Below are 23,676 nucleotides of genomic sequence, written 5' to 3' on the forward strand. Positions count from 1 at the left end.
CTTTTCGACACTGGATGCGCGGACTTACTGACACCGCGAAGCCGCGGTTGACGGCGTTGAGCCTGCCTGGACCATGGATCGCGCCTGCTTCTCTCATCAAAGCCCGACGTTGCGCATGGCGTTGTCGCGCCAGCGGTCCACGGCGCGGATGTAGCCCAGAATCACCGGGGAGTTGGGTGCCCAGCGGCCGTGTGCGGCGATGACGGGGACGCCGACGGCGTAGGCGACGGTCGCTCCCCGGCGCGCAGGCTGTGCGCGGTGACCGCCTCAGCGTTGGGAACCCCGGCGCGGACGGCCAGGTCGCCGACGATGACGTTCACTGAATCGCCGGTGAGCGAGGGGCCGATCGCGCCGTGCCGATTGACGCGGCGGAGCAGCTTCCCGCTCTTTTGACGGCTGTCGTCGCCCAGGCCCTGTTCCGCTTGATTCAGGACGTGGAGCCAGTCCTGCCAGGCGGCGGAAGGCTCGGTCAGCGGGATGGCCACGATCTGCCCGGCTGAGTCCTTGTCGGTCTTGGAGGTGCCGATTCGCACTTCAAGGCCGTCGGTGACCTCACGGACGTCAGCGCGGGTGAGTGCGACCAGTTCACTGCGTCGGCCCATGAGCGCCAGGCCGAGTACCAGCAGCAGCCGGTCGCGTAGCCCGATCACGACAGGTCGCGCGGTAGGGCTCGGTGGGGATGTACTCCCGCCACTCGGCCGCGGTGAGACCCTCGCCCGCGAGATCGCAGACGGCTTCTGCCAGGTCGGCGGGCACGGCCACGTCCCAGGTCCGCACCACACTGTCGTCGGAGAGACTGACCAGGTGCTTCCCGTCGCCGGTGAAGGCGACCGATCGCACCATCGTGGTGGGTCCGGTCAGGGGCAGCCCCAGCGGGCGGCCGGTCGCAACGTCCCACATCCGGATCGAGCCGTCCTCGGAGGCGCTCGCCAGGCGGGAGCCGTCGGGGCTGAACGCCAGTGAGGTCACCACTTTGGTGTGGCCGACAAGTGGCGGCCCGATCGCAGTGGCGGTGGTGACGTCCCAGAGCTGGACCGCACGGTCGTAGCCGCCGCTCGCCAGCAGAGTCGAGTCCGGGCTGAACGCGGCGGCCGACACGCCACCCGGGTGCCGGCCGACCTGTTTCCTGGCGCTGCCGGTCCACAGGGTGAGCGCGCCGTCGTCCCCGCCGCTGAGCAGGCGGTCACCCGAGGGGTCGAAGGTCAGAGACGTCACATTCGCCGGTTGCGTGCCCAGGGTCCGCGGGCGCCCGCCCGACACGGAGACGAGCACGTTGTCGTCGGCGACGATCAGCCTGCCGCCGTCCGGGCTGAGGGCGATCGCCGCCACCCGGCGTTCCGAGGCGGGATAGCGGAGCACGGGCGGGGTGCCGGTCGTGGAATCCCACACGACGACCGACCCGTCCAGCCCGGCGGCGGCCAGGTAACGGCCGTCAGGGGTCGCGGTGACGGTGGCGTCGGCGACGGTCTTGAAGGACGCGGTGACCGCCGTCGCCGAGCGCAGATCCCAGATCCGGACCAGGCCGTCAGAGGTCGAGTCGACCATGTGGACACCACCGGGGACCAGGCTTCCGCCGGCCCAGCGGTCGACGTGAGCGGTGAACGGAAGACCCGCCTGACGGTGCCGGGCCATGTCCCACACCCGGACGGTGCCGTCGTAACCGGAACTGGCCAGACGCCTCCCCGCGGGGTCGAACTCCAGGGTGGTGATCACGCCCGCGTGGGCCGCGATCGGGGCGCCGGTCTGCGGGCCGCCGGGAGGGTCCGCCATCCACCGCGCCCCGGACCGCGCGCCGGCCGCGCCGGTCTGCCGGCCGGTGGCCAGATCCCAGGTGCGGATCACCCCGTCGCTGCCTCCCGTGGCCAGCCGGGTGGTGTCGGGACTGATCGCGGCCGAGGACATCTGACCGGAGGGTACCTCGATCGGGGTGCCGATCTCGCGGCCCGATTTCAGGTCCCAGGTCCGGGCCGTGTCGTCGAAGCCCACGCTGACCAGCCGGGCACCCGTCGGATCGAAAGCCACCGCGACGATGCTCTCGGTGTGAGCACGCAACGCGGGTCTGCGGGGCCGGCCGGTCCGGCTGTCCCACAGGCGCACGGTCCCGTTCCCGCCGGCGGTCGCGATCGTACGATCATCGGGGCTGAAGACGATCGAGTCGACGTACCCCTGGTCGCCCTTCATGGGCCCGCTCACCAGGCGGCCGGTCGCCGCCTCCCAGACCCGCACGACGCCGACGACGTCGGCCGCCGCCAGCAGCGTGCCGTCGGCGCTGAAGGCCAGCGCCGAGACCTGGCGCGTCCCGCCCCTGTAGGTGGTCATCCGCCGGCTGAGGAGATCCTCGACCTCGGCGACGGGTTCGCCTCCTCGCGCCAGTCGGCGGCCGTCGGGGCTGAAGGCCAGCGCGACGCCCTGACGCACCCGCCCGAATTGGGTCCGGCCGCCGGTCGCCAGGTCCCAGATCTCCACCGGCCCCTGCTGCCTGGCGACCGCCAGCCGTCGGCCGTCGGGGGCGAACGCGACCGACCAGGACGGGTCGCCCAGGCCGCTCAGCGTGCCGCGGCCGGGCTGGCTCAGCAGGGCGGCCAGGCTCCAGCGCGCCTCCGGGGTCTGGGCGATGGATCAGGAGGCCGCCGCAAGGCGGGCGGCGGTCATGGGCGCGTCGTAGCGGGAGGGGGTGTCCAGGGCGACCTGGCGGGAGACGGCCTGGGCGCCGGCCGTCCGGGCGTCCTGGCCGAAGCGGACCGCCGTGACGGCGGTGATCAGCGCGATGACCGTCAGCACCGCCAAGACCGTGGTGACCGTGCGGTTACGCCTGCGGGCCTGGGTGGCCGCCCTGGAGCCTGCGTGGAGGAAGGCCGTGGCCGCCGGTGGGGGTTCCAGGCCAGGGTAGCGGGCGGGGTCGGATCGCCAGCGGGTGACGGCCTGGGTGACCTCCTCAAGTCGTACACCCCGATAGAGGAACGACGGGTCGTGGTGGCGGACCGACCATTCGGCCGCGTCCTGGACGAGTTCGCCGTGCACGATCCGGTCGGCGCGTCCGGCCGCGAGCCAGGTGCCCAGGCGGGGCCAGGCGGTGAGCAGGATGTCGTGGGCCAGTTCGGCGGTCTGCTCGTCGGTGACCATCAGGCGGGCCCGGGTGAAGACCTCGACGACCGGTCCGGCCAGCTCGCCCAGAGGGACGCGGCGGCGCGACACCCGGCCCTCCGCGCCGGTGACCGTCATCGCCGTGATCGTCTGACGGGCCTGTTCACGCAGGTCGCGCGGCAACGACCGGTAGGTCTCCTCGGCGGCGTGCCGCACGGCCGAGGTCACCCCGCCCGACCGGTCATAGCCGGTACGGGTCAGGCGGCCGCCTTCGCGGTTGTCCCAGGTGCGGACCATGGCCATCGACAGCAGCGGCAGCGCGCCGGCGCCGGTGGCCAACTCGCTGACGATCAGTTGCGGCAGGCCTGTCTCGAACCCGAGCCCGGCCGCCGCCGCAGGACCGGTGATGGTGCGCTGGAGTTCCTGCTCGTTCATCGGCCCCAGGACGAAAGCGCGCGCCTGGAGCGCTCCAGCCAGCGCCGGATGATCGGCGCACCGGTCGACGTAGTCGCCGCGGACCGACACCACCACCACGGCCTGACCGGCCAGCGCCTCAAGAAGAGGGACGAAAGCCTCACCGGCGCCGGACAGCGTGAACAGCTCCTCGAACTGGTCGACCACCACGATCAGATGACGGGCCCGGTCGTTGCCGACCCGGTCGGCGGCGACGACCTGACGGGCGCGTGCGGCCGGGTCGGTGAGCGGGGCGTCGGGGTCGGCGCCGACCCGCAGGGCGAGCTGGGCGGTGAGTTCCCTGACCGGGTCGGGCCCGGGGGTGAAGGTGACGGCCACCCACTCACCGGAACGGGTCAACCCGGGCAGCAGACCGGCGTGCAGGACAGACGACTTCCCCGCGCCCGACGAACCGGTGACCACGATCAGCCCGCCATCGCGGTGGGCGGTGACCAGCTCACGCAGCCGCGCTGTCGCCTCAGTACGGCCGTAGAACACCCCGGCCTGCGCCGCGCCGAACGGGGCGAGGCCCTGATAGGGGCACTCCCCTTCCCAGGTGGACGCGCCGGGCAAGCCCCGGCAGGAAGGCAGCCGGTCCAGGATCTCGGTCAGCAGGACCGTCTGTTCACGGTTCTCGTTGAACTGGCGGCGAACCGAGAACAGGATGTTCTCCAGCCGGGTGTCGACGCTGCCGAGGAAGCCGCTGTCGAGCGTCTCCTCCATGACGACCCGGGTGACATCGGCCCGGTCCAGCAGGTCGGTCAGCGTGTCGGCCAGCGCCGCGTCCTTCTCCAGCGCCTTTTCCAGCAGGCGGGCCAGTTCCGCCTCCAGACGTTCGGGCGGCGCGGTCAGCGCGGCGCCGATGATGCCCGACAGCAGGTTGGCGCCCACCGAACCGACGATCCCGAACACCGCCGCGACCACCGCCGCCCCCGGCTCGGTGACCGCCAGCGGCGCCAGCGCACTCGCCGACAACGACGCCAGCAGTGCCGTCCGGGTCGCCGGCCACGCCCCCCGCCGCACCCACGCCCGCACCCCCTCTTGGGCCGCCGCCCGCTGCTCGTCCTCCACGCCACCCCTCAAGCCGGGCATTCACGATTCGTAATCAACCGGTTGCAGATCGGTAAAGCCGTACTCTACCGGGGGCGTTTCGGCACCTCTGGGTTGCGGAGCTTCAGGCCGAGCCAGATTCCCGTCCAGAGTTCCCGGGTCGCCGCCGACGAAGACGGCAGGTTCGATGGCCTTCAGCCCCGACGACCATCGCCAGGCCGCCCGACATGGTGGCCGACATCGACCGCCAGACCGGCTACCGCACCATGCTGCGCGACTCGGGCCTCCGCTCGATCGATCACCGCCAGTTGGTCGGCCAGCAACCGGATGTCGGTCGCCTGCCGGTACTGCAGCTCCACCGACACCCGAAGGCCTGCGCCGGTCTCGTCCATCTGGGCCCGGATCCGCCGCAGCTGCTCCGCCATCTCGGTCGCCACGAACCCGAATTCAGGAACCGTTCGCCCACCTCCGCCAGCTCCGTGGCCAGCTCTGCCTGCAACGGCCGATCACCGCTGACCACGGCCTGCTCGATGGCCACCCCGATCTGGTCGTGGTCTCGGATGACAACCGCGAGTTCGGCCCACGGCAGCTCGGCTCTCTCACCTCCGTAAACTAACGTGCCCATCGCTCCGGCTCTGACCGAAGCGGCGGGGGCCTCCGACAAAGTCGCGCTCACCAGCGGGACCCTCTCTCCCTCGGTGAAAGCCAGCCCAACTCCGACACCAGAGTCTTGGGCGTCGATCACATGCCTTACAAGATCACATTGCTTCTGACCTGCGAGAAGAACTCATTAACCCAGATAACGATGGTGCCGACGGCGTTCGGCTGACCGCTCACCAGGTACGCCAGGGCGCGGCTCAAGCTGCTCGCGCCACTCCGGTCGTGGTACTGGCCGGGCTGAGCGCCGCCGCGCTGCCCCGGTGAGGCCCTGGCCCAGCCTCTTACGTTCGCGCCACGCCACCTGGTCGAATGCCACGGCGAGCGTCTCACGAACTGACCAGGGTGGCTGATGCGACAAAAGTGATATGTGCACTTACCGCAGTGTGTACGATCCACTACGGTTGGTGGGGATCCTCCGGGCCGTCATGAGCGCGGCTCCCCCGGCCAACATGGCGATCGGGCAGGGTCCGGCGAGAGGTAGCGGGTGCACGTCAAGTCATTCCACATTCGCAATTTCCGCAGGCTGAAGCACGTGAGGGTCGACCTTGAAACGGCGACGACCATCTTCGTGGGCGCCAACAACAGCGGGAAGACCTCCGTCTCCCATGCTTTGCAGTGCTTCCTCAACGGCAGGGAGACGTTCTCCCTGTACGACTTCACCGCCAGTTGCTGGCCCGACTTCAACGCCCTCGCGGAGCAGACCTCGCTTGGGGAACAGAGCTTCCCGCGGATCTCACTGGACATCTGGTTCACCGTCGATGTCGACAGTCTCCACCTCGTCAAGCATCTGATTCCGACTCTCGACTGGAGAGAGACACCGGTCGGCATCAGGCTGGAGTACGGCCCCAGAAGTGACACGTCCCTCATGGACAACTACCGGGCGGCGAAGGCGGCAGGCTCGTCCCAGGGGGCGACCTACAAAGCGTGGCCTCAGAGCATGACGGCCTATCTGGAAAAACGCCTGCGCAGCGAGTACGAGGTCCGCTATTCGATCCTCGACCGCACCCAGCTTGGCGACGACGACGAGTTTCCCGAGGACTATCAACCAGCCTCGTTCGCCTCGGCCGCCGAAGGCCAGCGGGTTCTGGCGTCACTGCTCCGAGTCGACTTCATGGACGCCCAGCGACATCTGTCCGACGCGTCCTCGCAGAGCCGCGCAGAGGATCTGTCCAGGAAGCTCGGCAGTTTCTATCGGCGCAATCTCGACAAGTACGAGATCGACCCCGATGCGCTCAAAACTTTCGCGGAATCCGAGGCCAGCCTCAACACCCACTTCGCCACGGTCTTCGACCCCACTCTCAACGACATCAGGACGCTCGGTTATCCGGGGTTCTCCAACCCGGAGATCGTGGTCAAGACCTCACTCAGGCCGGAAACGCTGGTGCAGGAGAACACGGGAGTTCATTACGTGTTGCCGGGCGTACCGCAGAGTTCCGACGGTCAACCGGCGACACTGCCCGATCGATACAACGGCCTGGGCTTCAAGAACCTCATCTACATGGCGATCGAGATCCTCGACTTCCACAAGGCCTGGAAGGAAACGGAGGACGATCGCCCGCCCGTCCATCTGGTGATGATCGAGGAACCAGAGGCGCATCTGCACGCCCAGCTCCAGCAGGTCTTCACCAAGAAGATCCGAGCGATCTTGCCGGATCCTCCGGGCGGCAACACGCAACTGGTGCTCAGTACACACTCGGCACATGTCATTTACGAGAGCAGCTTCCGCCCCATCCGCTACTTCCAGCGCCGCGATGACGGCACCGGCGTCCCGGACACGGACGTCAAGAACCTCTCGCGTTTCTGGGAGGACGAGAAAACGACCCGCGACTTCCTGTTCAAGTACTTCAAGCTCACTCACTGCGACCTGCTCTTCGCGGACGCGGCCGTCTTCGTCGAGGGCAACGTGGAGCGTCTACTGCTCCCTCTCATGATCGAGAAAGACGCTCCCGAGTTGAAGTCGCGTCACCTGACGCTTCTGGAAGTCGGTGGAGCCTTTGCGCACAAATTCGAGAAACTCATCGAGTTCCTGGGACTCACCTCCCTGATCATTACCGACCTCGACAGCGTCCACCCCAAGGCGACAACCCCCTCTGAGAACACCGCCGACGTTGACCCGGAGGTCGCCACGCGGGTGCCACAGCCTTCAGGCGCGCCCTGCCGGGCCGGAACCCCCGATGCGCTCACCGACAACCCGATCCTCACCACATGGGTACCGCGACTGACCTCGATCACCGACCTCTTGGCGGCATCAGACGAGGAGAAGCTCGCCAAATCCCTGTCGTACGTGAGAGTTGCCTACCAGACACCCGCCGCGACGGAGTGGCAAGGTAAGAGCGAGATCACCACGGGCCGGACTCTGGAGGAGGCCTTCGCTCTCCAAAATCTCGAATGGACTCAGGACAAGGCCCAGAAGGATCTCGGGCTGAGAGTCGTCACGCGCAACGAGGCGCCAGCCGAAATCAGCGAGATGCACCGGCGAATATTCGAACGGGTACGCCATCTCGACAAGACCCGCTTCGCCATGAATCTGATGACCGCCGACCCGGCGGCCTGGGTGACACCCACCTACATCGCCGAAGGGCTCCGGTGGTTGTCATCGCAATTAGGTGCCGAACTTGTCGCCGAGACCTCCGGCCTCACCGTAAGCACCGACGCATGACCTCTCGGATCGCCTCACCCGACACCGATGCCGACCGGCGTCTACGTGCACTCCTCGATCAAAGACCTCTGCGGTGCTTCCAGGTCATCGCGGGCGCGGGCTCCGGTAAGACCACCACCCTGGTGAAAGCGCTCGCTCACGTCGCCGCCACGCATGGCAAGTCCCTCCGCGCGAGATCGCAGAAGATCGCCTGCATCACTTACACCGAGGTCGCGGCCGACGAGATCCGCTCAGACGTCGAGCACGGCTCCATCTTCCATGTCTCGACCATCCACACCTTCCTCTGGAATCTGGTCAACCCATACCAGCACGACATCGGTCTGTGGGCGGCGGAGCGGGTCCAGGAAAGGCTGAAGAAGGAAATCGAGACGCAGGGTTCCTTCAACGACCGCACGAAGGCCGACAGGCGCGAGGACACGAGAAACCGCATCGAGCGTTACCAGCAGCAGGTCAAGGAGCTCGAATCCGTCCGTCGCTTCACCTACGGCACGGGCAGCAATTACGGCAAAGGCATCTTGGGGCACGACGATGTCATCAGAATGGCGACCGCGATGGTGGAGCGCCACCCGCTCTTGGCCCGATTAGCAGTCGCCGAGTACCCCTACATCTTCGTCGACGAGAGCCAGGACACCTTCCCTGGCGTCGTGAAGTCCCTCAAAACGCTCGCGCTCACCCACAAAGGCAAGCTCTGTCTCGGCTTCTTCGGTGATCCCATGCAGCGGATCTACACGACGGGCATCGGTCCCATAGGTCTCGAGAAGGACTGGCAGACCATCGAGAAGCCCGAGAACTTCCGCTCGCCCCTGCGGGTGCTGACGGCGATCAACGCGATCCGCTCAGGTGGCGACACCTTGGTTCAGCAATCGGGACTCTCCGTCGAGAGACAACGCGACGGCGACGTCACCGTCATCGTCGCCCCCCGCTCCGAGGACAGCCTCACAACGCTGGCTCACGTTCGGAACTGGTTGGCCGACCGGTACGGATCCCGTGCCTGGCTGAGCGATGGCGCCGAGTCGGCGCTCAAGGTACTCGTCATCACTCACCGAATGGCCGCCCGGCGACTCGGCTTCGAAGCCCTCTACGCCTGCTTCCACGACAATGCTCCAGCCGGCCTGAGTCAGGCTTTCGACGAGGGTACGGCCTGGCCGCTCACGCCCTTCCGCACAGCGATCCTGGCCATGGCGGCAACCCCTGTGAGCTCCTCCGAGGCCATGACATTGCTCCGCGCCCACTCTCCGCGGCTTCAGAACATCCAAGCCGGCGACGATCTCGCCGGCGTCCTCGCCTCTCTCAAGAAGGGCCTCGCCGAACTCACACGCGTCGTCGCGGAGGGCGGCCCGGACTCCGTCGAGAAGGCCCTCCGGATCGTCTTCGACTACGAACTCGTCCAATTGGACGAACGCTGGAACCAGCATCTGACCGGCAGCGGCGATGGGCACGTTCTCGACGCCTTCCTGACGTGCGACATCCATGAGTTGAGCGGCTATTTCACCTACGTCAACCGGGAGTCGCCCTACTCCACGCAGCACGGGGTGAAGGGCACCGAGTTTCCCAATGTCCTGGTCGTTCTGGACGACGCCGAAAGCACCCACACTCAGTTCTCCTATGACAAGCTGTTCCGCTTGCGGGGGCTCTCCAGAGCTGACGAGAACGCGCGCAAGGAAGGTCGTGACAGCGTTCTGGAACGAACTCGCCGCCTGCTCTACGTCTGCTGCTCCCGCGCCACCGAAACTCTCACCGTTCTGCTCTACGCGGATGACGTGCCCGATGCACTGGACGCGCTGCGACGATCCACGCTTGCCTCGGCCGGTCAGATCATCGACTTCGCTGACATAGAGGTCATGCCTTCACCTTGACCGAACTGCCTCGCGCCGACGCGCCGGAAGGTCCTTGAGCCATGTGGGAAGGAAGCGGTCGATCAGCAGGCAGGTGGCCACCAGCGCGGCGGTGACGAGCGCCGGGTAGAGCACCACGACGACTGCGGGCGCCCCGCCGAGCCAGCCCGACAGCCCCGTGTGCAGCAGAGCGAGCAGCGGCATGTGGATCACGTAGATCGGCAGGGTGCGCCGCCCCAGCCAGGCTGATCCCCACGGAGGGCACCCGGATCCCGGACGCGTCGTCTCCCGACAGCAGCACGACCACCCTCCGCTCGTCGAACTGGACCCACCAGACTTCGCCACGGTGCACAAGTCCTCCAGACACAGGACGGCAGACAGACGCCGCGCGAGCCTGACACGCTGTGGAAGACGGGTGCGACCAGCGTTGATCATTGGTGTGTGAAGACTGAAGATCAACAGTGGCCGCAGTTCACAGCGTAAGCCCTGCCCACTGGCGGAGGCGTTCGAGGGCCTGATGAGCCGGATAGCGGGACGGTTCACGCGGGTCGAATCTCGGCACCGAGACCGGAAGCTGGTACTCGGCCCGCTGTTGGACCTACCGCGCAAAACCGCTGGACCATCGCCGAGTGGGCGTTCCTGGACCTCCTGTCCCGACCGCTGCCGGGCCGCCGGACTCGGTGCTATCTGCGAGACCCGGCCGGTGGCGACCTCAGCCTGCTGCTGCTGGTCGGCGGCGGCGCCGACGTCCAACGAGCTTGCGCAACCTGGAAGGGGAACCGCTTGTCAATCTCGTCATCTGATTACAACCTTGCGCGCAGCCAAGGCAAAGCCGGGCCGAATGCACAGGAATTCTCGGGTTATCCGCAGGAAAACGCTTCATGATCGACGCACGCGCCGAGAGTCCTCCATTGCCGTGCCCAGGCTCGGGGTGCCATGTCGGCGCCGCGGGCATCGCCGAGGCCTACGAGAGGTAGGCCCCGGCTCCCTGGGACGCTATCCCGTTGGCTCGACGACGGTGACCACGTGATTGGTGCTCGTTCCCTTGACGGTCGAGCTCCCGACCAGCGTGACCGTGTAGGTGTGCGTCCCGGCCGTGGCCGGCGTGTCGGTGAAGGCGAACGTCCCGTCGGTGGTGGCGGCCAGCTTCTGACCCTTGGTGGTGACGGTGCCGTCCGGCGCGACGGCTCTGCGGCTGACGGTGACGGTCGTGCGCGGGTAGACGACGCCCTCGGCGGCGAAGGAACCGCTGAACTCAAGCAGCTCGCCGACTGCGCCCGTCGCGGGCCCGGTCACCGTGAGCGCCGGTTCGTACCTGGCCACCGTGACGGTCGCCGTCGAGTAGGCCCCGTAGTACCAGGAGTTGCCCGGCCAGTACAGGCGATACCTGAACGCCCCGATGCCTGGTGGGATGTCGGTGAACTCGTAGGTCCCGTCCGCCGCTGTGGTGACCTCCCGGAAGGGTCGGTCGGTGCCGTCGGGGAGCCAGCTGTGCATTTCCAGCGTCTGCACGCCGGGGGTCGCCCCGGTGCTGAGCGTGAGCCGTCCGCTGATGGTCAGCGGCTTGAGCGCGTTCGCCTCGGCGGGCGCCGTCAGGGTCAGGGCCGAGGAGTGGTAGGGCGCGGACGGCAGCCGCCATAGGTGCATACGCCCGGTGCCGGGCTCCTTCAGTACCGCGAAGGTGTAGATGCCGTAAAAGCCGATGCTGCCCGGCACCAGCGCCTTTCCCTGGTGGCCGGCTGCGTAAATCACCTCTCTCGTGGTCGCGTCGTAGACCACGAGCTCCGCCGCGTCACCCAAGGCGGAGTTCCAGCCGCCCACGACGTAGTAGCCGTTCTCGCTGGCCGCGACGGTGGCGGCCAGGTCGTGCCCGGCCGGCCCCTTCTCATCGTAGGCCTGGGTCCGGTCGAAGGTCGTGGTGTCCCAGGCGTCGAAGCGTTGGGCGCCGGACGGCACCGGCAGCACCGCCGACCCTTGGTAGGCGAGGGCCAGGTCCTCCAGGGGCGGCAGCCCGTTTGCGTCGCCGAGGATCTCGCCGAGCGGGTTGCCCGGGTCGCTGTTGACGTCGTACAGCCTGACGGTGGCGGGGCTGACTCCCGGCTCCGACACGGCGAGGAAGGCGCCGGCGACCGCGACCAGCGGAGGCCTGGTCGTGGCCGGCCCGACCTTGGTGAGGATGGGGGTGGCCCGCACCTCGAGCGCGACGACCCCTCCCTCACCCGGCCCTCCGCAGCCGTACCCGATCCACAGCCGGTTGTGGGCCTGCGCCAGCGTGGACGGGCATGGATAGGCGGACAGATCGATGCGCCGGGTGACGGCGACCGTGGCGGTGTCGATCTCGATCACCTCATGCGTGCCGCTCAGCGTCGCGTACACCTTCCTGGCGCCGTCCGGCGCGGACAGGGCGGTGACTCCGGACAGGCCGCCGATCGTGGTGACGGCCTCGCCGTCGATGCGCGTGACCACGATCCGGTCGTCGGCGGCGACGAAGACCTTGCCGTGGCCGGCCACCAGGTCCCCGCCCATGCCCGCGACCCCGAGGTCGGCGATGAGATCGGCGGCCGCGGCGGGGGCTGGGACGGCGAGCAGGCTCGCCGCCAGGAGCAGAGCCCCGGCCGAGGCGGCTAATCGGCTGATGCGTTCAGAGGCTGAAGGACGCACATGCACTCCGTTCCGAAAGACGATCTTCTTTATTCGAACGTATATTCGCATTTTGTGCCATCGTCGTGAAGGGCCAGTCGCCGAGTTTCTGAATGCGGTCCTTAACCAGGGTGGTCGCGATGGCCGCCTTGTGCGGCTGCCCCTTGAGGAACGCCCGGGCGAAACTCTGGCCTGGTCGGGGCCCTGGGTCGTTCCGGACCAGGGGCGGCCGCGAGCGCCGTCACGAGGCGGCGCTGTTCTTCCTGGTCAGTGGCGTCGGCTTGGTGCTCAGCTCTGCGCCGCTCTGGATCTCCCGGTACGTACTCGACCTGGAGACCCCGGACGTGAGCGTGGTGACCCAGGAGATCGCCGACTCATAAGCGCACAGATCGTCGGCACGCTAATCGCCATGATCTTCCGCTTCTGGGCGCTCAGGAAGTGGGTCTTCCCCGACGAGAAGCCCTCAGTCCGACAGCGTGCGATTGGCTCCCGCTCCCGGCTCCACGGACGAGGCGGCTTGATGACAGCGAATCCAGAAGCCGTTTCGGCGGATGGACTGCTTCATGCCGCTGATCCGGAAGGATCGACCTTCGGCATCCTCGTCGGCGGGCAAGCTGCTCGTGGTTCTTGCCGAGCTGGGTGATCGCGGTGGTCTTCCCCGTTCTGGTGACACCGGAGACGATCAGCCCTCGGCGGGCCGAGCGCTGGTGCCTATTGAGCAGGATCCGTTGTCGGCCGGTCGCGGTGACATGCCGGACGGTCGGCGTCGAGACGATTACGAGTTGGGCATGGTAGTCCTCCAAGGTCGTGTAGTAGTCGGCGCGTTGGGGCTCGGTCAGGTTCTGCAGCGCCGAGGGTGACAGCAGCGCGGGCGGGAGCGGGTGTTCGTCGACGAACGTTCGCCATCCTTCCTTGCTTGTCAGGGGGTAGTGCGCCTGCGGGTCCTCGGGCAGGTCGATGGTCAACGGCTTCCTTCGGTGAAGGCGTCGAAGACTCCGAACGGGGCGACCTGTCCGAGATCGGCTTGCTCAGCCTGGAGCTCGTCGCTGTCTTCGGCCGGGGGTTGGTGGTCGGGGCGGAGTGGTAGCGCGCTGACGGCACGGGTGCGTGCGATGATGCGCTGACCTGGGCCCTTTCCGACGCGCGACAGCAGGTCCTCCACCACCACGGCAATGGGGTTCTCGTCGGTGTCGTCGGCGCCTCGGGAGGCCAGGATCGAGCAGGCGTGCCGCCAGGTGAAGTCGGCGAACGGTCCCGATACGACGTTGCGGCGGGTCCACGGGACGGTGATCCAGCCTCCGGCACGGTGGTCGCGCACCCATACGTGCGAGAGGTCATAGGGATCGTGGTGCACCTCCCACAGGCCGGCCTTGAGTTCGATCCCTGACGATTGGCGCCGGTAAGGGCGCAGCTCACGGCAGCCGATCTGTATCCCATACTCGTTGATCGCACGCCACTCCACCGGCAGCAACTCCAGATAGTCCTCCCCGCTCAGGCGCACCGGCAGGTAACCGGTGCGGGCGACAGCGCTCTTTCCGGCAGGAGCGGGCTGCGCAGCCCGTCATGCGGCCGGTTCTGCCAGCAGGCGATCACCCACTCCTCGAACAGATCGGCCAGCTCCTGGATGGTCCATACCGCTTGGACATCCTGGCCGCGCATGGTGACGTTCGAGCCCACGTAACCGGCGACGTGCTGGCAGAACAGCGTGTTGATCGAGGAGAAGGTCCGCTCGACCACGCCCTTATCGGTGGGAGTGGCCGGCCGGGCGGGCTGGACGGAGTGCCCAACGACCGGCACGCGCCGATGAACGTCGAGGACAGGAACACCTTGCCGCGGTCGACCACGATGGTGTCCGGGACGATGACCGGCTTGGCCACAGCGTGCCGAAGCCGGGCATCGATGCTCATCAACCGGGCATGCGGAATCGGCGACGCCGACATCCACAAGGCCTCAGCCCAGCCAGGCCGCATCGGCTCGGGCACCAGCGTCCGCGCGAGTAACAGCGCCGCGTCCACCGCCTTGGTGCCCGCCGGCCGCAGCACCGCCGCGCAGATGGTCCGGGTCGCGACATCGACTGCAATGGTCAGCTCCACGCGTCCGGTGACGCCGTCATCCAATATCGCCAGCACGTCCAGCGGCGTGGTGTCGATCTGGACGACCTCACCCGGCCGTGCCGCCGCCGATGGCGTGAACGGCGCCTCGGGCTTTCGAGCCCGAGACCGGCGTGCGGTCGCCGAAGAAAAGGTGTACTTGCCCTGCGTCAGTCCGCCCACCAGCCGATAGAACGTCGCCCGGGAGAGGGTGGCCGACAACCGTTCACCCAGCGTGCGCCGGCGCGGGTCGTACTCCGGCTTGGGCAGCGTGCCCTCGGCCGCGTCCGGCAACAGCCCGGTCTCGACCTCGATGAGGTGCCGCTCCAGCAGTCGGGCCTTGCGCAGCGCACCCTCCGGCACCGTGTCCAGGCGCCCGAACGGCGGAAGCCCTCCCCACCCGGTTCAGAGTCCAGCAGTTCGAAGCTATCGCAGGCCATCAGATGGGAGAACAACACCAGCGAGGCGACTCCCAACTCGTGCAGCGCGCCGCGCTTTATGGAGTGGTAGCGTCGTGGAGAGTTGTCGATCTTCCTGATAAGCGGCCGGAGCCCTTCATGAGCCTGGCAAGTGTCGACCTCAACCTGCTCGTCGCGCTGGACGCGCTGTTGACCGAGCGCAACGTCACGCGGGCGGCCAAGCGGACGTCGGTCGGGCAGCCTGCGATGAGCGCCTCGCTGGCGAGACTGCGCAAACATTTCGGTGATCCGCTGCTGGTGCGGGAAGGGCGGAGCCTGCAGCGGACGCCGCTCGCCGATACGCTGGTCGGGCCGGTGCGGGAGGCGCTGAGCGCCGCCGAGGCGGTTTTACTTCGCTCGCCCGGCTTCGACCCGGCGAAGGACAAGGCCGCGTTCACGATCATGGCGGCGGATTACGTCACGATAGTGCTCCTGGGCCCGCTGCTGGAATCGATCGCCGGTACGGCGCCGCACATTCGGATCTGCATGCGTCCGGTCGACGCCGACTTCGCCGACCAGCTCCGCTCCGGAGCGGTCGACATGGTCATCATCCCGACCAAGCTCGCCGACCGGAAGCTTCCCTTCCCCCACGAGCCGCTGTTCACCGATCGCTACGTGCTGGTGGTCGATCGGAACCACCCTGACGTGCGCGATTCGGTGACACCCGAACAGGCCACCGCACTCCGGTACGTCGCCTTCAGCGGGGGAACCGTCTCACCGATCACCAACGTGGATCTGGAGGCGCTGAATGTGCACATTCCGGTGGAGCTGACGACGGAGAGCTTCGCGGTGCCGCTGCTCCTGCTCACCGGAACCCGGCTGGCCACCATCGCGCCGGAACGTCTGGCTCTCAAACTGGTCAGCGTGGCACAACTGCGGATCGTGGAATATCCGTTGTCGCTGAGCGCCATCCAGGAAGCCATGTACTGGAACCCTCGCGACAACGACGACCTCGCGCACCAGTGGCTCCGCCGCCGGCTCATCGACACGGCTCGCAGCATCTAATCTCTCAACGATTCTCCTCCGCCCACGGGAGGATCACCTTCTCAAGCGCGTTCAGACCGTAGAAGAGAACGATGCTGATGACGCCGAGCAGGGCCATGGCGGCGAAGGCCAGCGGGGTGTCCGCGCTCGCGCCCGACTGCACGATGACGAAGCCGAGTCCGGCGTCGGCACCGACGAATTCCGCGATGACCGCACCGATGACCGCCAACGAGATCGCCGTCTTGAGACCCACCATCACCTGCGGCAACGCGTACGGAAAACGGACTTTGAAAAACACCTGCAGGCGGCTGGCGTCGTAGGAGCGGACCAGCTCGGTCAGCTCGGCGGGAGTGGATTTCAGGCCGGTGGCCGTTGAGATCACGATCGGGAAGAAACAGAGCAGGAACACCATGACGATCTTCGGAAACTGCCCGAAGCCCAGCCAGACCACAAGGATCGGCGCGATCGCAATCTTCGGTACGGCATTCACCGCGAGCAGCAGCGGATAAATCATCTTCTCAAGTAACCGCGAACCGGCGATCGACATCGCCGTGGAGATTCCGACGACGACCGCGACCGCAAACCCCTGCACCGTCTCCAGCAGGGTCACCCAGGTCTGCTCCAAGAGGAAGCCGGGCTGGCCGATGAAGGCCTCGATCACGTCGTCCGGCGCGGGCACCAGGAACCGCTCGATCGAGAAGACGATCGTGGCCAGCCACCACAGGGCGACCAGGACGACCAGGGCGATGACGGGGAGGCCCCAGTCCACCAGACGCCGCGTCGCCCTGGAGCCGATCCGCCGCGTCCGCGGCACGGCGGTCATCCGGCGCCCTCCGACGCCATGGGCGCCGGCATCAACAGCTCGTGCAGTTCGGCGCTGACCTCGGCGACTCGGTCCGCGTACGCGTTGCGCCCGAGTGTGCGCGGGCGTGGGATGTCCACGTCGATGATCTTGCGGAGCCGGCCGGGCCGGGGGCTGAGCACCGCCACCCGGTCGGCGAGCAGCACCGCCTCCTCAATGGAGTGGGTGACGAAGACGATGGTCATCTCCCGCTCCATCCGGATGCGTTGCAGCTCTATCGACAGCTCCCCCCGGGTCAGCGCGTCGAGCGCGGAGAAGGGCTCGTCCATGAGCAGGACGAGGGGATCCTGGATCAGCGAACGGCACAGGGACGCGCGCTGCTGCATGCCGCCCGACAACTCGTGCGGCAGCCGCTTCTCGAAACCGGCGAGACCGACGAGTTCCAGCAGCTCATGTGCCCGCCGGCGCTTGGCCGCCCGGTCCAGGCGGAGAATCTCCACCGGGAGCAGGACGTTGTCCAGCACCGTACGCCACGGCAGCAGGGCCGCACGCTGGAACATGAAGCTGACATCCTGCCGGGGTTTGCCCACCGGCTCACCGGCGACCGTGACCGTTCCCGACGAGGGCCGCAGCAGCCCGGCGACCATCCGCAACATGGTCGACTTGCCGCAGCCCGAGCGGCCCACGAGCGTCACCAGCTCGTTGCGGCGCACCTCAAGGGTGATGTCGTCCAGCGCGTGGACCTCACCCTGACGTCCGGCGAAGACGTGCGAGACGTGCGTGAGTTTGATCATGCCGCCTCGCCTAGCCCTGCGGCGTCAGGGACAGGTCGATGACCTGCTCGGGAGTCATTCCGGCCGGGATCGCACCCGAATCGGTGAGAAGCTTGATGTTCGCCTCGACCTTGGCCCTGCTGACCGCGCCGATCGTCTGGCCCCGCGCGGTGACGTAGGGAGCCATCGCCCGTACCTCCGCGGCCGCGACCTCCGCGTTCTGGGTGGGCTGGTACTTCTTGAGGATCTCGCCGGATTCCTCGGGGTTGGCGATGGAGTACTCCAGGCCCTTGAACAGGGCGGCGGCGAACCTCTCGACCACCTCGGGCTTCTCACTGGCCATGGTGTTCGAGGTCAGCAACGCGTTGCCGTACAGGTCGGGCAGGACCTCGCCGTACGAGAGGACGACGGCTTTCTTCCCCTGTGCGGCCTTTTCGATGAGCCCTCGGCCGACGACGAACTGGCCGATCGCGTCCACCGAGCCGCTCGCCAGCAGCTGTGGCAACGCGGGCGGGGCGCCCGGGACGAACGTGACCTTCGACGCGTCGACGCCGGCGGCCTTGGCGTAAACCGGGAAGGTCACCTGGACGGTGGAACCCGGCTGGTCGCCGATGGTCCTTCCCTCCAGGTCCTTCGGCGTTCTGATCCCGCCCTCCTCCAGCGCGATGATCGCGGCCAACGAGTTCTGGTGCACCATGCCGACGGCGACGACGGGCAGCTTCTCCTTGGCCATCGTGATCAGCGTGCCGGTGAAGTCGCCGATGCCGAAGTCGGCCCGGCCACCGGCCAGCAGCTTCATCGCGTCGACGGTGCCGGTGCCCGGCTTGATGTCGACGTTGAGCCCCGCGTCCTTGAAGTAGCCCTTCTCCAGCGCCACATAGGCGTACGCGTCGCGACCAAAAGTGTTGAACGAGGTCAGATAGCGGACGGTGTCGGCGGCTTGACCTTCGTCGCCTCCTCCGCCGCCGCACGCGGCGACCATGAGCACGACGCCGGCGGCCCCGGCGAAGCGGGTGAACCAGGTGGCCTTCATTGTTCCTCCTTGTCGTTCTCTCCCAGGCACTTGAGTTCGACCAGACGGCAGCGGTAGCGGCCCTCGCCACGGTTGGTGAGCATGTGGATCTCGCCGGGATCGCGGTAGACGACTCCCCCGACGGGCTCGTGCACCAGACGCGGGTCACCCCCGTGGATCGAGTCGATGCGGTTGTCCGCCGCCTCCAGGGCGATCACCAGGTACGGGTTGAGGTGGTGGTGCCACGGCTGCGATCGGCCGGGCTCCAGCTCGATCTCCCAGACCCGCACCTGCTCGTTCTCGAAAACGATCTCCTGGCCGACGGGGCCCAGTTCGACGGGCTGCCCGTCGGGGCCGGGCACGGTCTTGGCGCTGGTCATGCCTTCTCCCCGAACTTCTCGAACTTCTCGAAACGGATCGGAGCGCATCCGGTGATGCGCTGATAAACGGCCGCGGCGACGTCCTCATCCGACGTGGGAGTGAAGGGCAGGATCGCGGCCACGTGCGCGTCGGGCCTGAGCAGGACAACGGCGTCGGTGTCCACGCCGAACCGGCGGCGCACCCGGTCGGCGGGGTCGAACAGGGCTCGCCCACGCAGCCCTGAGTCGTGCGGCGCGTCCCAGCGGGAGACCGCGAAACGCCGCAGTGCGGGACTGTCCTGAGCGGGCACCTGCGGGCGTCGCCGGGTGTCGGTGAAGTAGAGCGCGACGAAGGACTCGGCGGTGAGATCGTGCAGGTGAACCGGCCCTTCGAGGCCGAAGAGCGGCAGGTCGGGAGCGCGGTCGCCGGTGCGTACCGGCAGCGGGGCCGAACCGGTCCTGACCATCGACCAGTCGCCGGTGCCATCGACGTCGAGGCGGACCCCGAGCAGACCGCGCGTGAACGCGTTGCCCCAGTTGCCGTCGGTCATCGCCGTGACGGCCCCGCCCACGGTATCGCCCTGCCGGCTCATGGCGGCGCGGGCCGCTTCGGCCATCTGGCCTGAACCCTTGATCGCGACTGGGGCCTGCTCCACCTCGTAGCCGGCCAGCAGCGTCTCCTCCGCCCAGCCGCGCAGCACCCAGGCGAGCCGCCACGGCAGGTTGCACGCGTCGAGCACGCCGGTGTTGAGGCCGAGCGCCCACATCGGAGTGATCAGGTGCGCGGCGTCGCCCATGAGGAACACCCGGCCCGTACGCCACCGCCCGGCCACGCGGTGGTGGACGGAGTAGAGGTTGGTACCGAGCACCTCGATGCCCTCGACCTCACCGATGAACCGGTTGGCCTTGTCCCGCAACTCCTCGTACGTCGGCTCGGCGGCCTCCTTGGGCAGGGGGTAGAGGAAGCGCCAGCAGTGCGGCTGCCGGACCAGGACCACCCACTCGGAAGGGTCGGAGAAGTAGGCCAGGTAGGGGTAGTCGCGCGGGTTGGCGATATCCAGATCCACCTTGAGGTCGACCAGCACGTAGCGCTCGTCGAGCGTGTGCCCCTCCACCGTGATACCGAGCCGCTCACGTACCCGCGAGCGGCCACCGTCGCAGGCCAGGAGATAGCGGGCCTTGACGTGCCGCTCGCCGTCCGGGGTGTCGAACGTCAACTCGACGTGGTCGGCGTGTTGTTCGAAGGTGGTCAGCCGATGCGCCATGTGCAGGGTCGCCAGTTCACGCGCCACGAGGCGGTCACGCAGGACCGGTTCGAGTTGGTGCTGGGGGATGTTGACGACGAAGGGGAAGCGGGTGTCCTCGGTGAGGTCTCCCGTACGCACGCTCAGCGTGGGTTCGTTGGTGGCCCGGTCGATCTCACCGATCTCGTCGATACGCAGTGAGGCGCGCAGCACGTCGGGCAGCACCCCGTACCGGTGCAGCACCTCCAGGGTGCGGGTGAGCACGGTGCCGGCCTTGGTGTCCAGCGAGAGCCGGTCGTCTTCCTCGAAGACGGCCACCGGCACGTCGTACCGGGTCAGTCCGAGGGCGGTGATCAGGCCGACCGGGCCCGCGCCCACCACCGCGACGGGAAGGGTCTCCCCGGTGGCGTCGACCCCGGCTCTCATGCTGCGACGCCTCTCCCGAATGCCCGGCGGTCGCATAACCAGTCGTGCCGCCGCGTCAGACCAATCACCGATTCCCCCAAACTGCTGCAGCGGACGACGCCTCTCTCAGGTGAAGGCGCGTCCGCCGTTGACGAAGAGGTTCTGGCCGGTCACGAAGTCCGAGCCGGGCCCGATCAGGTAGAGCATCGTGCCCACCAGGTCGTGCTGGGTCATCTCGCGTTTGAAGGCCCGCTGGTTGATGATCGCGGCGCCCATGGCGTGGTCCTGCCTGGCGACGTACGAGGCGTCGTGGGGCACGTAGCACGGTGAGATGGTGTTGACCGCGATGCCGTACCGCGCCACCTCGTGGGCGAGGGAGCGGGTGAGACCGACGATCGCCGACTTCGACGCGACGTAGTGCAGGAACATCGGCATCGCGGTCGCCACCACCATCGAGGACGTGTTAATGATCTTCCCGTAGCCCTGTTCGCGCATGACGGGAAAGACGGCCTTGCAGCACAGCCAGGTGCCGAGAACGTTCACGCGGAACGCCTTCTCCCACTCCTCGGCCGTGAGTTCGTGGAACGGCGCCTTCCGTACTGCGGTGAAGTAGGCGGCGTTGTTGATGAGGCCGTCGATGCGGCCCCACCTCTCGGCCACCTGCCCGGCCATCGCCTCGGCCGACTCCGGCGAGGCGACATCGACGTCGACCGCGAGGGCCTCGCCACCGTTGTCCAAGATCTCGGTGACGGTGTCGGAGGGGTCGGCGATGTCGGCGACAGCCACCCGGTAACCGGCGGCGGCGAGAGTGTGGCAGTAGGTGCGGCCGATGCCCTTGGCACCACCGGTGACGATGACGACTTCACCATTCGGCTTGTTCAATGCGTTCTCCAAGAACCTGCCAGAGCGCATGCGTGTGACGTTCTGTGCGTACAGCGAAGTGCGTGCAGCGGTCGCTCAACCGATGATCCGGAAGCGTTTACCTGGCGAGCTGAGAAATGTGCCCCTGCGGTGAACCTATGCGACGACGGGGAAGCACCGGAAACGATTGTCATCGATGGATGTCATCGCTGTGATCGATAGGCTCAGCCGTCTTTCACGTCCCATTCGATTTCGAGCCTCTTGAAGCCGCGCGCGAAGAAGATGGTGTCGCGCACGGCGGTGTCCTCGCCCGCGGCCACGCGGAGATTCGGCAACCGCTCGAACAGCCGGGGTAACGCGATCTTCAACTGCAGGCGGGCGAGCGGGGCGCCCAGGCAGGCATGGACTCCCTTTCCGAAGGCGACGTGGGTGGCCATGGAGTCGCGGGTGACATCGAAGACGTCGGACTCGCCGAAAACCCGCTCGTCACGGTTGGCCGACGCCCAGTGGACCATCAGGTGAGCGCCGGCCGGGATCGCCACGTCATTGAGCACGGTGTCCTTGCGGACGGTACGGAAAAGTCCCTGCGCGGGTGACTCGAAGCGCAGGATCTCCTCCACCATGGCCGGCACCAGGTCCGGGTCGTTCAGCACGGCCTGAAGCTGGTCCGAGTGCGCCAGCAATGTGGTGAGACCATTGCCGATGCTGCGGGTGACGGTCACATGTCCGGCGATGAGGAGGTTGATCGTCACGCGCATGGCTTCCTCATGCCCGATGGGCTCGCCATCGGCCACGCGGGCGTCCAGCAGGCTCGACATGAGGTCCTCTCCCGCCTTGCCCACCCGCGATTGAAGCGCGTCCATGAAATACCGCTGCATCGCCACGACGTCGTGCGCGCGGGTGACGAGTTCCTCGACGCCGTCGGTCGCCTGCAGGATGCGCAACCAGCTGACGCTCCACCGATGCAGGGTGGGGATGTCGTCGCGGGGGATACCGAGCATGTCGGTGAGGGTGAACATCGGAAGATTCCACGCGAACCTCTCGATGATGTCCGCGCGGCCGTCGCCGGCGAACTCGTCGATGAGAGCGTCGACGTTCTCCCTGATACGGCCTTCCAGCTCGGCGACACGCTTGGGGGTGAACGCCTTGCTGACCAGCAGGCGGAGCCTGCGGTGAACCTGCCCGTCGCTGTCGGTGAGCGTCGGCGCCATGGGCCGGCCCGTGGCGAGGACGTCCAGCACCGGCTGCGGAAGCGGTCGTACGGAGGCACGGACCGCGTTCTGGGAGGAGAAGGTCTCCGTGTCGCGTACGACCGCGAGCACGTCCTCGTACCGGCTGACGACCCACAGCCCGTGCGCCTCGGAGTAGAAGACCGGGGCCTCACGTCGCAACCGAGCGTAAAGCGGATACGGATCCGCCAGTTGCTCCGGCGAGAGCGGGTCAAAGAGGATTGGGCAACTGGTCATGACGGACGCCACCTCCGATGTGACGGCATTCCTGGCAGCGCGGTGTTGAACCAGCCTATGTACGCGGGATCGATCTCCAGAAACGACTGTTGTCAATGGGGTTCATCGATGGCTTCGATCCATCGAGCCGGTGGCGGCTTTCGTGTGGGTCGCGGATGATGTGTGCCATGCGGTTCCAGATCCTGGGTGACACGCGGGCGTGGCGTGACAACGGGAGCGAGGTGCTCGAAGGCGCGCGAGTGGCGGATCTGATGGAGGCCTGATCTCTTAGGAAGATCGGGTCGTGGTGCGTCAGCCGTCCGGTGTGCACTGTTGGTTTCAGTATTCCATCCAGGTCACTTCAGCGCCGGGCGCGAGTCGTTCGGTGATCGCCTTCCACATCCGGACACGCTGATAGGGGTTGTTGAGCTGGGCTTCAGCCGCGGTCAGTCTGAGCGAGTTGGTGACGATGAACTGACAGCACCAGGCGACATCCTCCGGCGTCGTCGAGGGTGTCTGGCGTGAGATTGCCGAATCGTCGAGCTGCTGCAAAGTCGATGCTCACCAAGGCGAACGGGATGCCATTCGCATCGGTGATCAGGTGTTGCTTGCTTCCGATCCGGCCGCGGTCGACAGGGGGCCGGCACCGCGATCAGAACCCGCCGGCCGGGCCTCGATCTGTTCACCCGCCCATCGCTGCCAATTTCACGACTTTCCGTCAGCGGGTGTACCTGGTCGTGACGAGACCGACCCCGGCCGAGAACCCCTCAGCGGCGCCCATTCGCGCCATGGATGCTTGGCGGTAACACTGGGGCCTGCGAACTGGTGCTCTCCTGGCAATTCGCGGTTTACGCTACGGTTC

General features: G+C 67.3%; 22 protein-coding genes and 1 pseudogene. 6 read left to right on the plus strand and 17 right to left on the minus strand.

Going from position 1 to position 23,676, the window contains the following annotated elements:
- Positions 1-161: 161 nt before the first annotated feature.
- From ACYQ78_RS08525 to ACYQ78_RS08540, 4 genes are all read right to left on the minus strand, one after another.
- The gene (locus ACYQ78_RS08525) at positions 162-602 is read right to left on the minus strand and encodes a site-specific integrase (protein WP_459800184.1); all 441 of its coding nucleotides are present in this window, start codon (positions 600-602) and stop codon (positions 162-164) included.
- Positions 586-2,466: a WD40 repeat domain-containing protein gene (locus ACYQ78_RS08530; protein ID WP_459800185.1), complete on the minus strand. Its 1,881-nt coding sequence runs from the start codon at positions 2,464-2,466 to the stop codon at positions 586-588. The genes ACYQ78_RS08525 and ACYQ78_RS08530 overlap by 17 nt, the downstream gene beginning before the upstream one ends.
- Positions 2,467-2,619: 153 nt before the next feature.
- On the minus strand, positions 2,620-4,629 hold the full coding sequence (locus ACYQ78_RS08535) for an ATP-binding protein (protein WP_459800186.1): 2,010 nt from the start codon (positions 4,627-4,629) through the stop codon (positions 2,620-2,622).
- A 152-nt stretch (positions 4,630-4,781) separates the two neighbouring features.
- On the minus strand, positions 4,782-5,024 hold the full coding sequence (locus ACYQ78_RS08540; RefSeq protein WP_459800187.1) for a hypothetical protein: 243 nt from the start codon (positions 5,022-5,024) through the stop codon (positions 4,782-4,784).
- Positions 5,025-5,731: 707 nt separating this feature from the next.
- On the opposite strand from ACYQ78_RS08540, the gene ACYQ78_RS08545 reads away from it, so the two are divergent.
- Together ACYQ78_RS08545 and ACYQ78_RS08550 are read left to right on the plus strand one after the other, a co-directional pair.
- A complete protein-coding gene (locus ACYQ78_RS08545; RefSeq protein WP_459800188.1) occupies positions 5,732-7,906 on the plus strand; it encodes an ATP-dependent nuclease in 2,175 nt (724 codons plus the stop codon).
- A complete protein-coding gene (locus ACYQ78_RS08550; RefSeq protein ID WP_459800189.1) occupies positions 7,903-9,762 on the plus strand; it encodes a UvrD-helicase domain-containing protein in 1,860 nt (619 codons plus the stop codon). The genes ACYQ78_RS08545 and ACYQ78_RS08550 overlap by 4 nt, the downstream gene beginning before the upstream one ends.
- On the opposite strand, the gene ACYQ78_RS08555 is transcribed toward ACYQ78_RS08550, so the two are convergent.
- Positions 9,754-9,945: a hypothetical protein gene (locus ACYQ78_RS08555; RefSeq protein ID WP_459800190.1), complete on the minus strand. Its 192-nt coding sequence runs from the start codon at positions 9,943-9,945 to the stop codon at positions 9,754-9,756. The genes ACYQ78_RS08550 and ACYQ78_RS08555 overlap by 9 nt on opposite strands.
- A 257-nt stretch (positions 9,946-10,202) precedes the next feature.
- Between ACYQ78_RS08555 and ACYQ78_RS08560 the strand changes: the two are divergent.
- Positions 10,203-10,377: pseudogene (locus ACYQ78_RS08560) on the plus strand (IS701 family transposase); the annotation flags it as partial.
- A 360-nt stretch (positions 10,378-10,737) separates the two neighbouring features.
- Here ACYQ78_RS08560 and ACYQ78_RS08565 read toward each other — a convergent pair.
- Positions 10,738-12,402, minus strand: a complete 1,665-nt coding sequence (locus ACYQ78_RS08565) for a hypothetical protein (protein ID WP_459800191.1) — start codon at positions 12,400-12,402, stop codon at positions 10,738-10,740.
- A gap of 119 nt (positions 12,403-12,521) precedes the next feature.
- Here ACYQ78_RS08565 and ACYQ78_RS08570 point away from each other — a divergent pair, with 119 nt between their 5' ends.
- The gene (locus tag ACYQ78_RS08570; protein WP_459800192.1) at positions 12,522-12,761 is read left to right on the plus strand and encodes a hypothetical protein; all 240 of its coding nucleotides are present in this window, start codon (positions 12,522-12,524) and stop codon (positions 12,759-12,761) included.
- A 51-nt stretch (positions 12,762-12,812) separates the two neighbouring features.
- Here ACYQ78_RS08570 and ACYQ78_RS08575 read toward each other — a convergent pair whose 3' ends face one another.
- Genes ACYQ78_RS08575 through ACYQ78_RS08585 form a run of 3 tightly spaced genes read right to left on the minus strand, consistent with a single transcriptional unit; the run spans position 12,813 to position 14,178 of the window.
- Positions 12,813-13,346 carry a hypothetical protein gene (locus ACYQ78_RS08575; protein WP_459800193.1) on the minus strand — a complete coding sequence of 178 codons (534 nt, stop codon included), beginning with the start codon at positions 13,344-13,346 and terminating at the stop codon, positions 12,813-12,815.
- A complete protein-coding gene (locus ACYQ78_RS08580) occupies positions 13,343-13,882 on the minus strand; it encodes a hypothetical protein (RefSeq protein WP_459800194.1) in 540 nt (179 codons plus the stop codon). Before ACYQ78_RS08580 ends, ACYQ78_RS08575 begins: the two co-directional genes overlap by 4 nt.
- A complete protein-coding gene (locus tag ACYQ78_RS08585) occupies positions 13,873-14,178 on the minus strand; it encodes a hypothetical protein (protein WP_459800195.1) in 306 nt (101 codons plus the stop codon). Before ACYQ78_RS08585 ends, ACYQ78_RS08580 begins: the two co-directional genes overlap by 10 nt.
- Before the next feature lie 6 nt (positions 14,179-14,184).
- On the opposite strand from ACYQ78_RS08585, the gene ACYQ78_RS08590 reads away from it, so the two are divergent.
- Together ACYQ78_RS08590 and ACYQ78_RS08595 are read left to right on the plus strand one after the other, a co-directional pair.
- Positions 14,185-14,664: a hypothetical protein gene (locus ACYQ78_RS08590; protein ID WP_459800196.1), complete on the plus strand. Its 480-nt coding sequence runs from the start codon at positions 14,185-14,187 to the stop codon at positions 14,662-14,664.
- A 364-nt stretch (positions 14,665-15,028) separates the two neighbouring features.
- Positions 15,029-15,934 carry a LysR family transcriptional regulator gene (locus tag ACYQ78_RS08595; protein ID WP_030454792.1) on the plus strand — a complete coding sequence of 302 codons (906 nt, stop codon included), beginning with the start codon at positions 15,029-15,031 and terminating at the stop codon, positions 15,932-15,934.
- Between the two features lie 4 nt (positions 15,935-15,938).
- Here ACYQ78_RS08595 and ACYQ78_RS08600 read toward each other — a convergent pair whose 3' ends face one another.
- The 8 genes from ACYQ78_RS08600 to ACYQ78_RS08635 all read right to left on the minus strand — a co-directional run bounded on the left by ACYQ78_RS08600 (position 15,939) and on the right by ACYQ78_RS08635 (position 23,366).
- Positions 15,939-16,736 carry an ABC transporter permease gene (locus tag ACYQ78_RS08600; RefSeq protein ID WP_459800197.1) on the minus strand — a complete coding sequence of 266 codons (798 nt, stop codon included), beginning with the start codon at positions 16,734-16,736 and terminating at the stop codon, positions 15,939-15,941.
- On the minus strand, positions 16,733-17,509 hold the full coding sequence (locus tag ACYQ78_RS08605; protein ID WP_459800198.1) for an ABC transporter ATP-binding protein: 777 nt from the start codon (positions 17,507-17,509) through the stop codon (positions 16,733-16,735). Before ACYQ78_RS08605 ends, ACYQ78_RS08600 begins: the two co-directional genes overlap by 4 nt.
- 10 nt (positions 17,510-17,519) lie before the next feature.
- Positions 17,520-18,521: an ABC transporter substrate-binding protein gene (locus tag ACYQ78_RS08610; protein WP_459800199.1), complete on the minus strand. Its 1,002-nt coding sequence runs from the start codon at positions 18,519-18,521 to the stop codon at positions 17,520-17,522.
- Positions 18,518-18,880 carry a cupin domain-containing protein gene (locus ACYQ78_RS08615; RefSeq protein WP_051760537.1) on the minus strand — a complete coding sequence of 121 codons (363 nt, stop codon included), beginning with the start codon at positions 18,878-18,880 and terminating at the stop codon, positions 18,518-18,520. The genes ACYQ78_RS08610 and ACYQ78_RS08615 overlap by 4 nt, the downstream gene beginning before the upstream one ends.
- Entirely contained in the window at positions 18,877-20,529 is a 1,653-nt protein-coding gene (locus tag ACYQ78_RS08620; RefSeq protein ID WP_459800200.1) for an FAD-dependent monooxygenase, read from the minus strand. Before ACYQ78_RS08620 ends, ACYQ78_RS08615 begins: the two co-directional genes overlap by 4 nt.
- A gap of 105 nt (positions 20,530-20,634) precedes the next feature.
- On the minus strand, positions 20,635-21,390 hold the full coding sequence (locus tag ACYQ78_RS08625) for an SDR family NAD(P)-dependent oxidoreductase (RefSeq protein ID WP_459800201.1): 756 nt from the start codon (positions 21,388-21,390) through the stop codon (positions 20,635-20,637).
- A gap of 203 nt (positions 21,391-21,593) precedes the next feature.
- Complete coding sequence (locus tag ACYQ78_RS08630; protein WP_459800202.1) at positions 21,594-22,847, minus strand: cytochrome P450; 1,254 nt, start codon at positions 22,845-22,847, stop codon at positions 21,594-21,596.
- A gap of 306 nt (positions 22,848-23,153) precedes the next feature.
- Positions 23,154-23,366 carry a hypothetical protein gene (locus ACYQ78_RS08635; RefSeq protein ID WP_459800203.1) on the minus strand — a complete coding sequence of 71 codons (213 nt, stop codon included), beginning with the start codon at positions 23,364-23,366 and terminating at the stop codon, positions 23,154-23,156.
- Positions 23,367-23,676 lie beyond the last annotated feature (310 nt).

This window comes from Herbidospora sp. RD11066, from assembly GCF_054661255.1.

Coding starts and splice junctions, on each gene's coding strand:
- ACYQ78_RS08525 (WP_459800184.1), bottom strand. CDS start 602: ATGGGCCGACGCAGTGAACTGGTCGCACTCACCCGCGCTGACGTCCGT.
- ACYQ78_RS08535 (WP_459800186.1), bottom strand. CDS start 4,629: ATGCCCGGCTTGAGGGGTGGCGTGGAGGACGAGCAGCGGGCGGCGGCC.
- ACYQ78_RS08550 (WP_459800189.1), top strand. CDS start 7,903: ATGACCTCTCGGATCGCCTCACCCGACACCGATGCCGACCGGCGTCTA.
- ACYQ78_RS08555 (WP_459800190.1), bottom strand. CDS start 9,945: ATGCCGCTGCTCGCTCTGCTGCACACGGGGCTGTCGGGCTGGCTCGGC.
- ACYQ78_RS08570 (WP_459800192.1), top strand. CDS start 12,522: ATGGCCGCCTTGTGCGGCTGCCCCTTGAGGAACGCCCGGGCGAAACTC.
- ACYQ78_RS08590 (WP_459800196.1), top strand. CDS start 14,185: ATGAACGTCGAGGACAGGAACACCTTGCCGCGGTCGACCACGATGGTG.
- ACYQ78_RS08595 (WP_030454792.1), top strand. CDS start 15,029: ATGAGCCTGGCAAGTGTCGACCTCAACCTGCTCGTCGCGCTGGACGCG.
- ACYQ78_RS08600 (WP_459800197.1), bottom strand. CDS start 16,736: ATGACCGCCGTGCCGCGGACGCGGCGGATCGGCTCCAGGGCGACGCGG.
- ACYQ78_RS08605 (WP_459800198.1), bottom strand. CDS start 17,509: ATGATCAAACTCACGCACGTCTCGCACGTCTTCGCCGGACGTCAGGGT.
- ACYQ78_RS08610 (WP_459800199.1), bottom strand. CDS start 18,521: ATGAAGGCCACCTGGTTCACCCGCTTCGCCGGGGCCGCCGGCGTCGTG.
- ACYQ78_RS08615 (WP_051760537.1), bottom strand. CDS start 18,880: ATGACCAGCGCCAAGACCGTGCCCGGCCCCGACGGGCAGCCCGTCGAA.
- ACYQ78_RS08620 (WP_459800200.1), bottom strand. CDS start 20,529: ATGAGAGCCGGGGTCGACGCCACCGGGGAGACCCTTCCCGTCGCGGTG.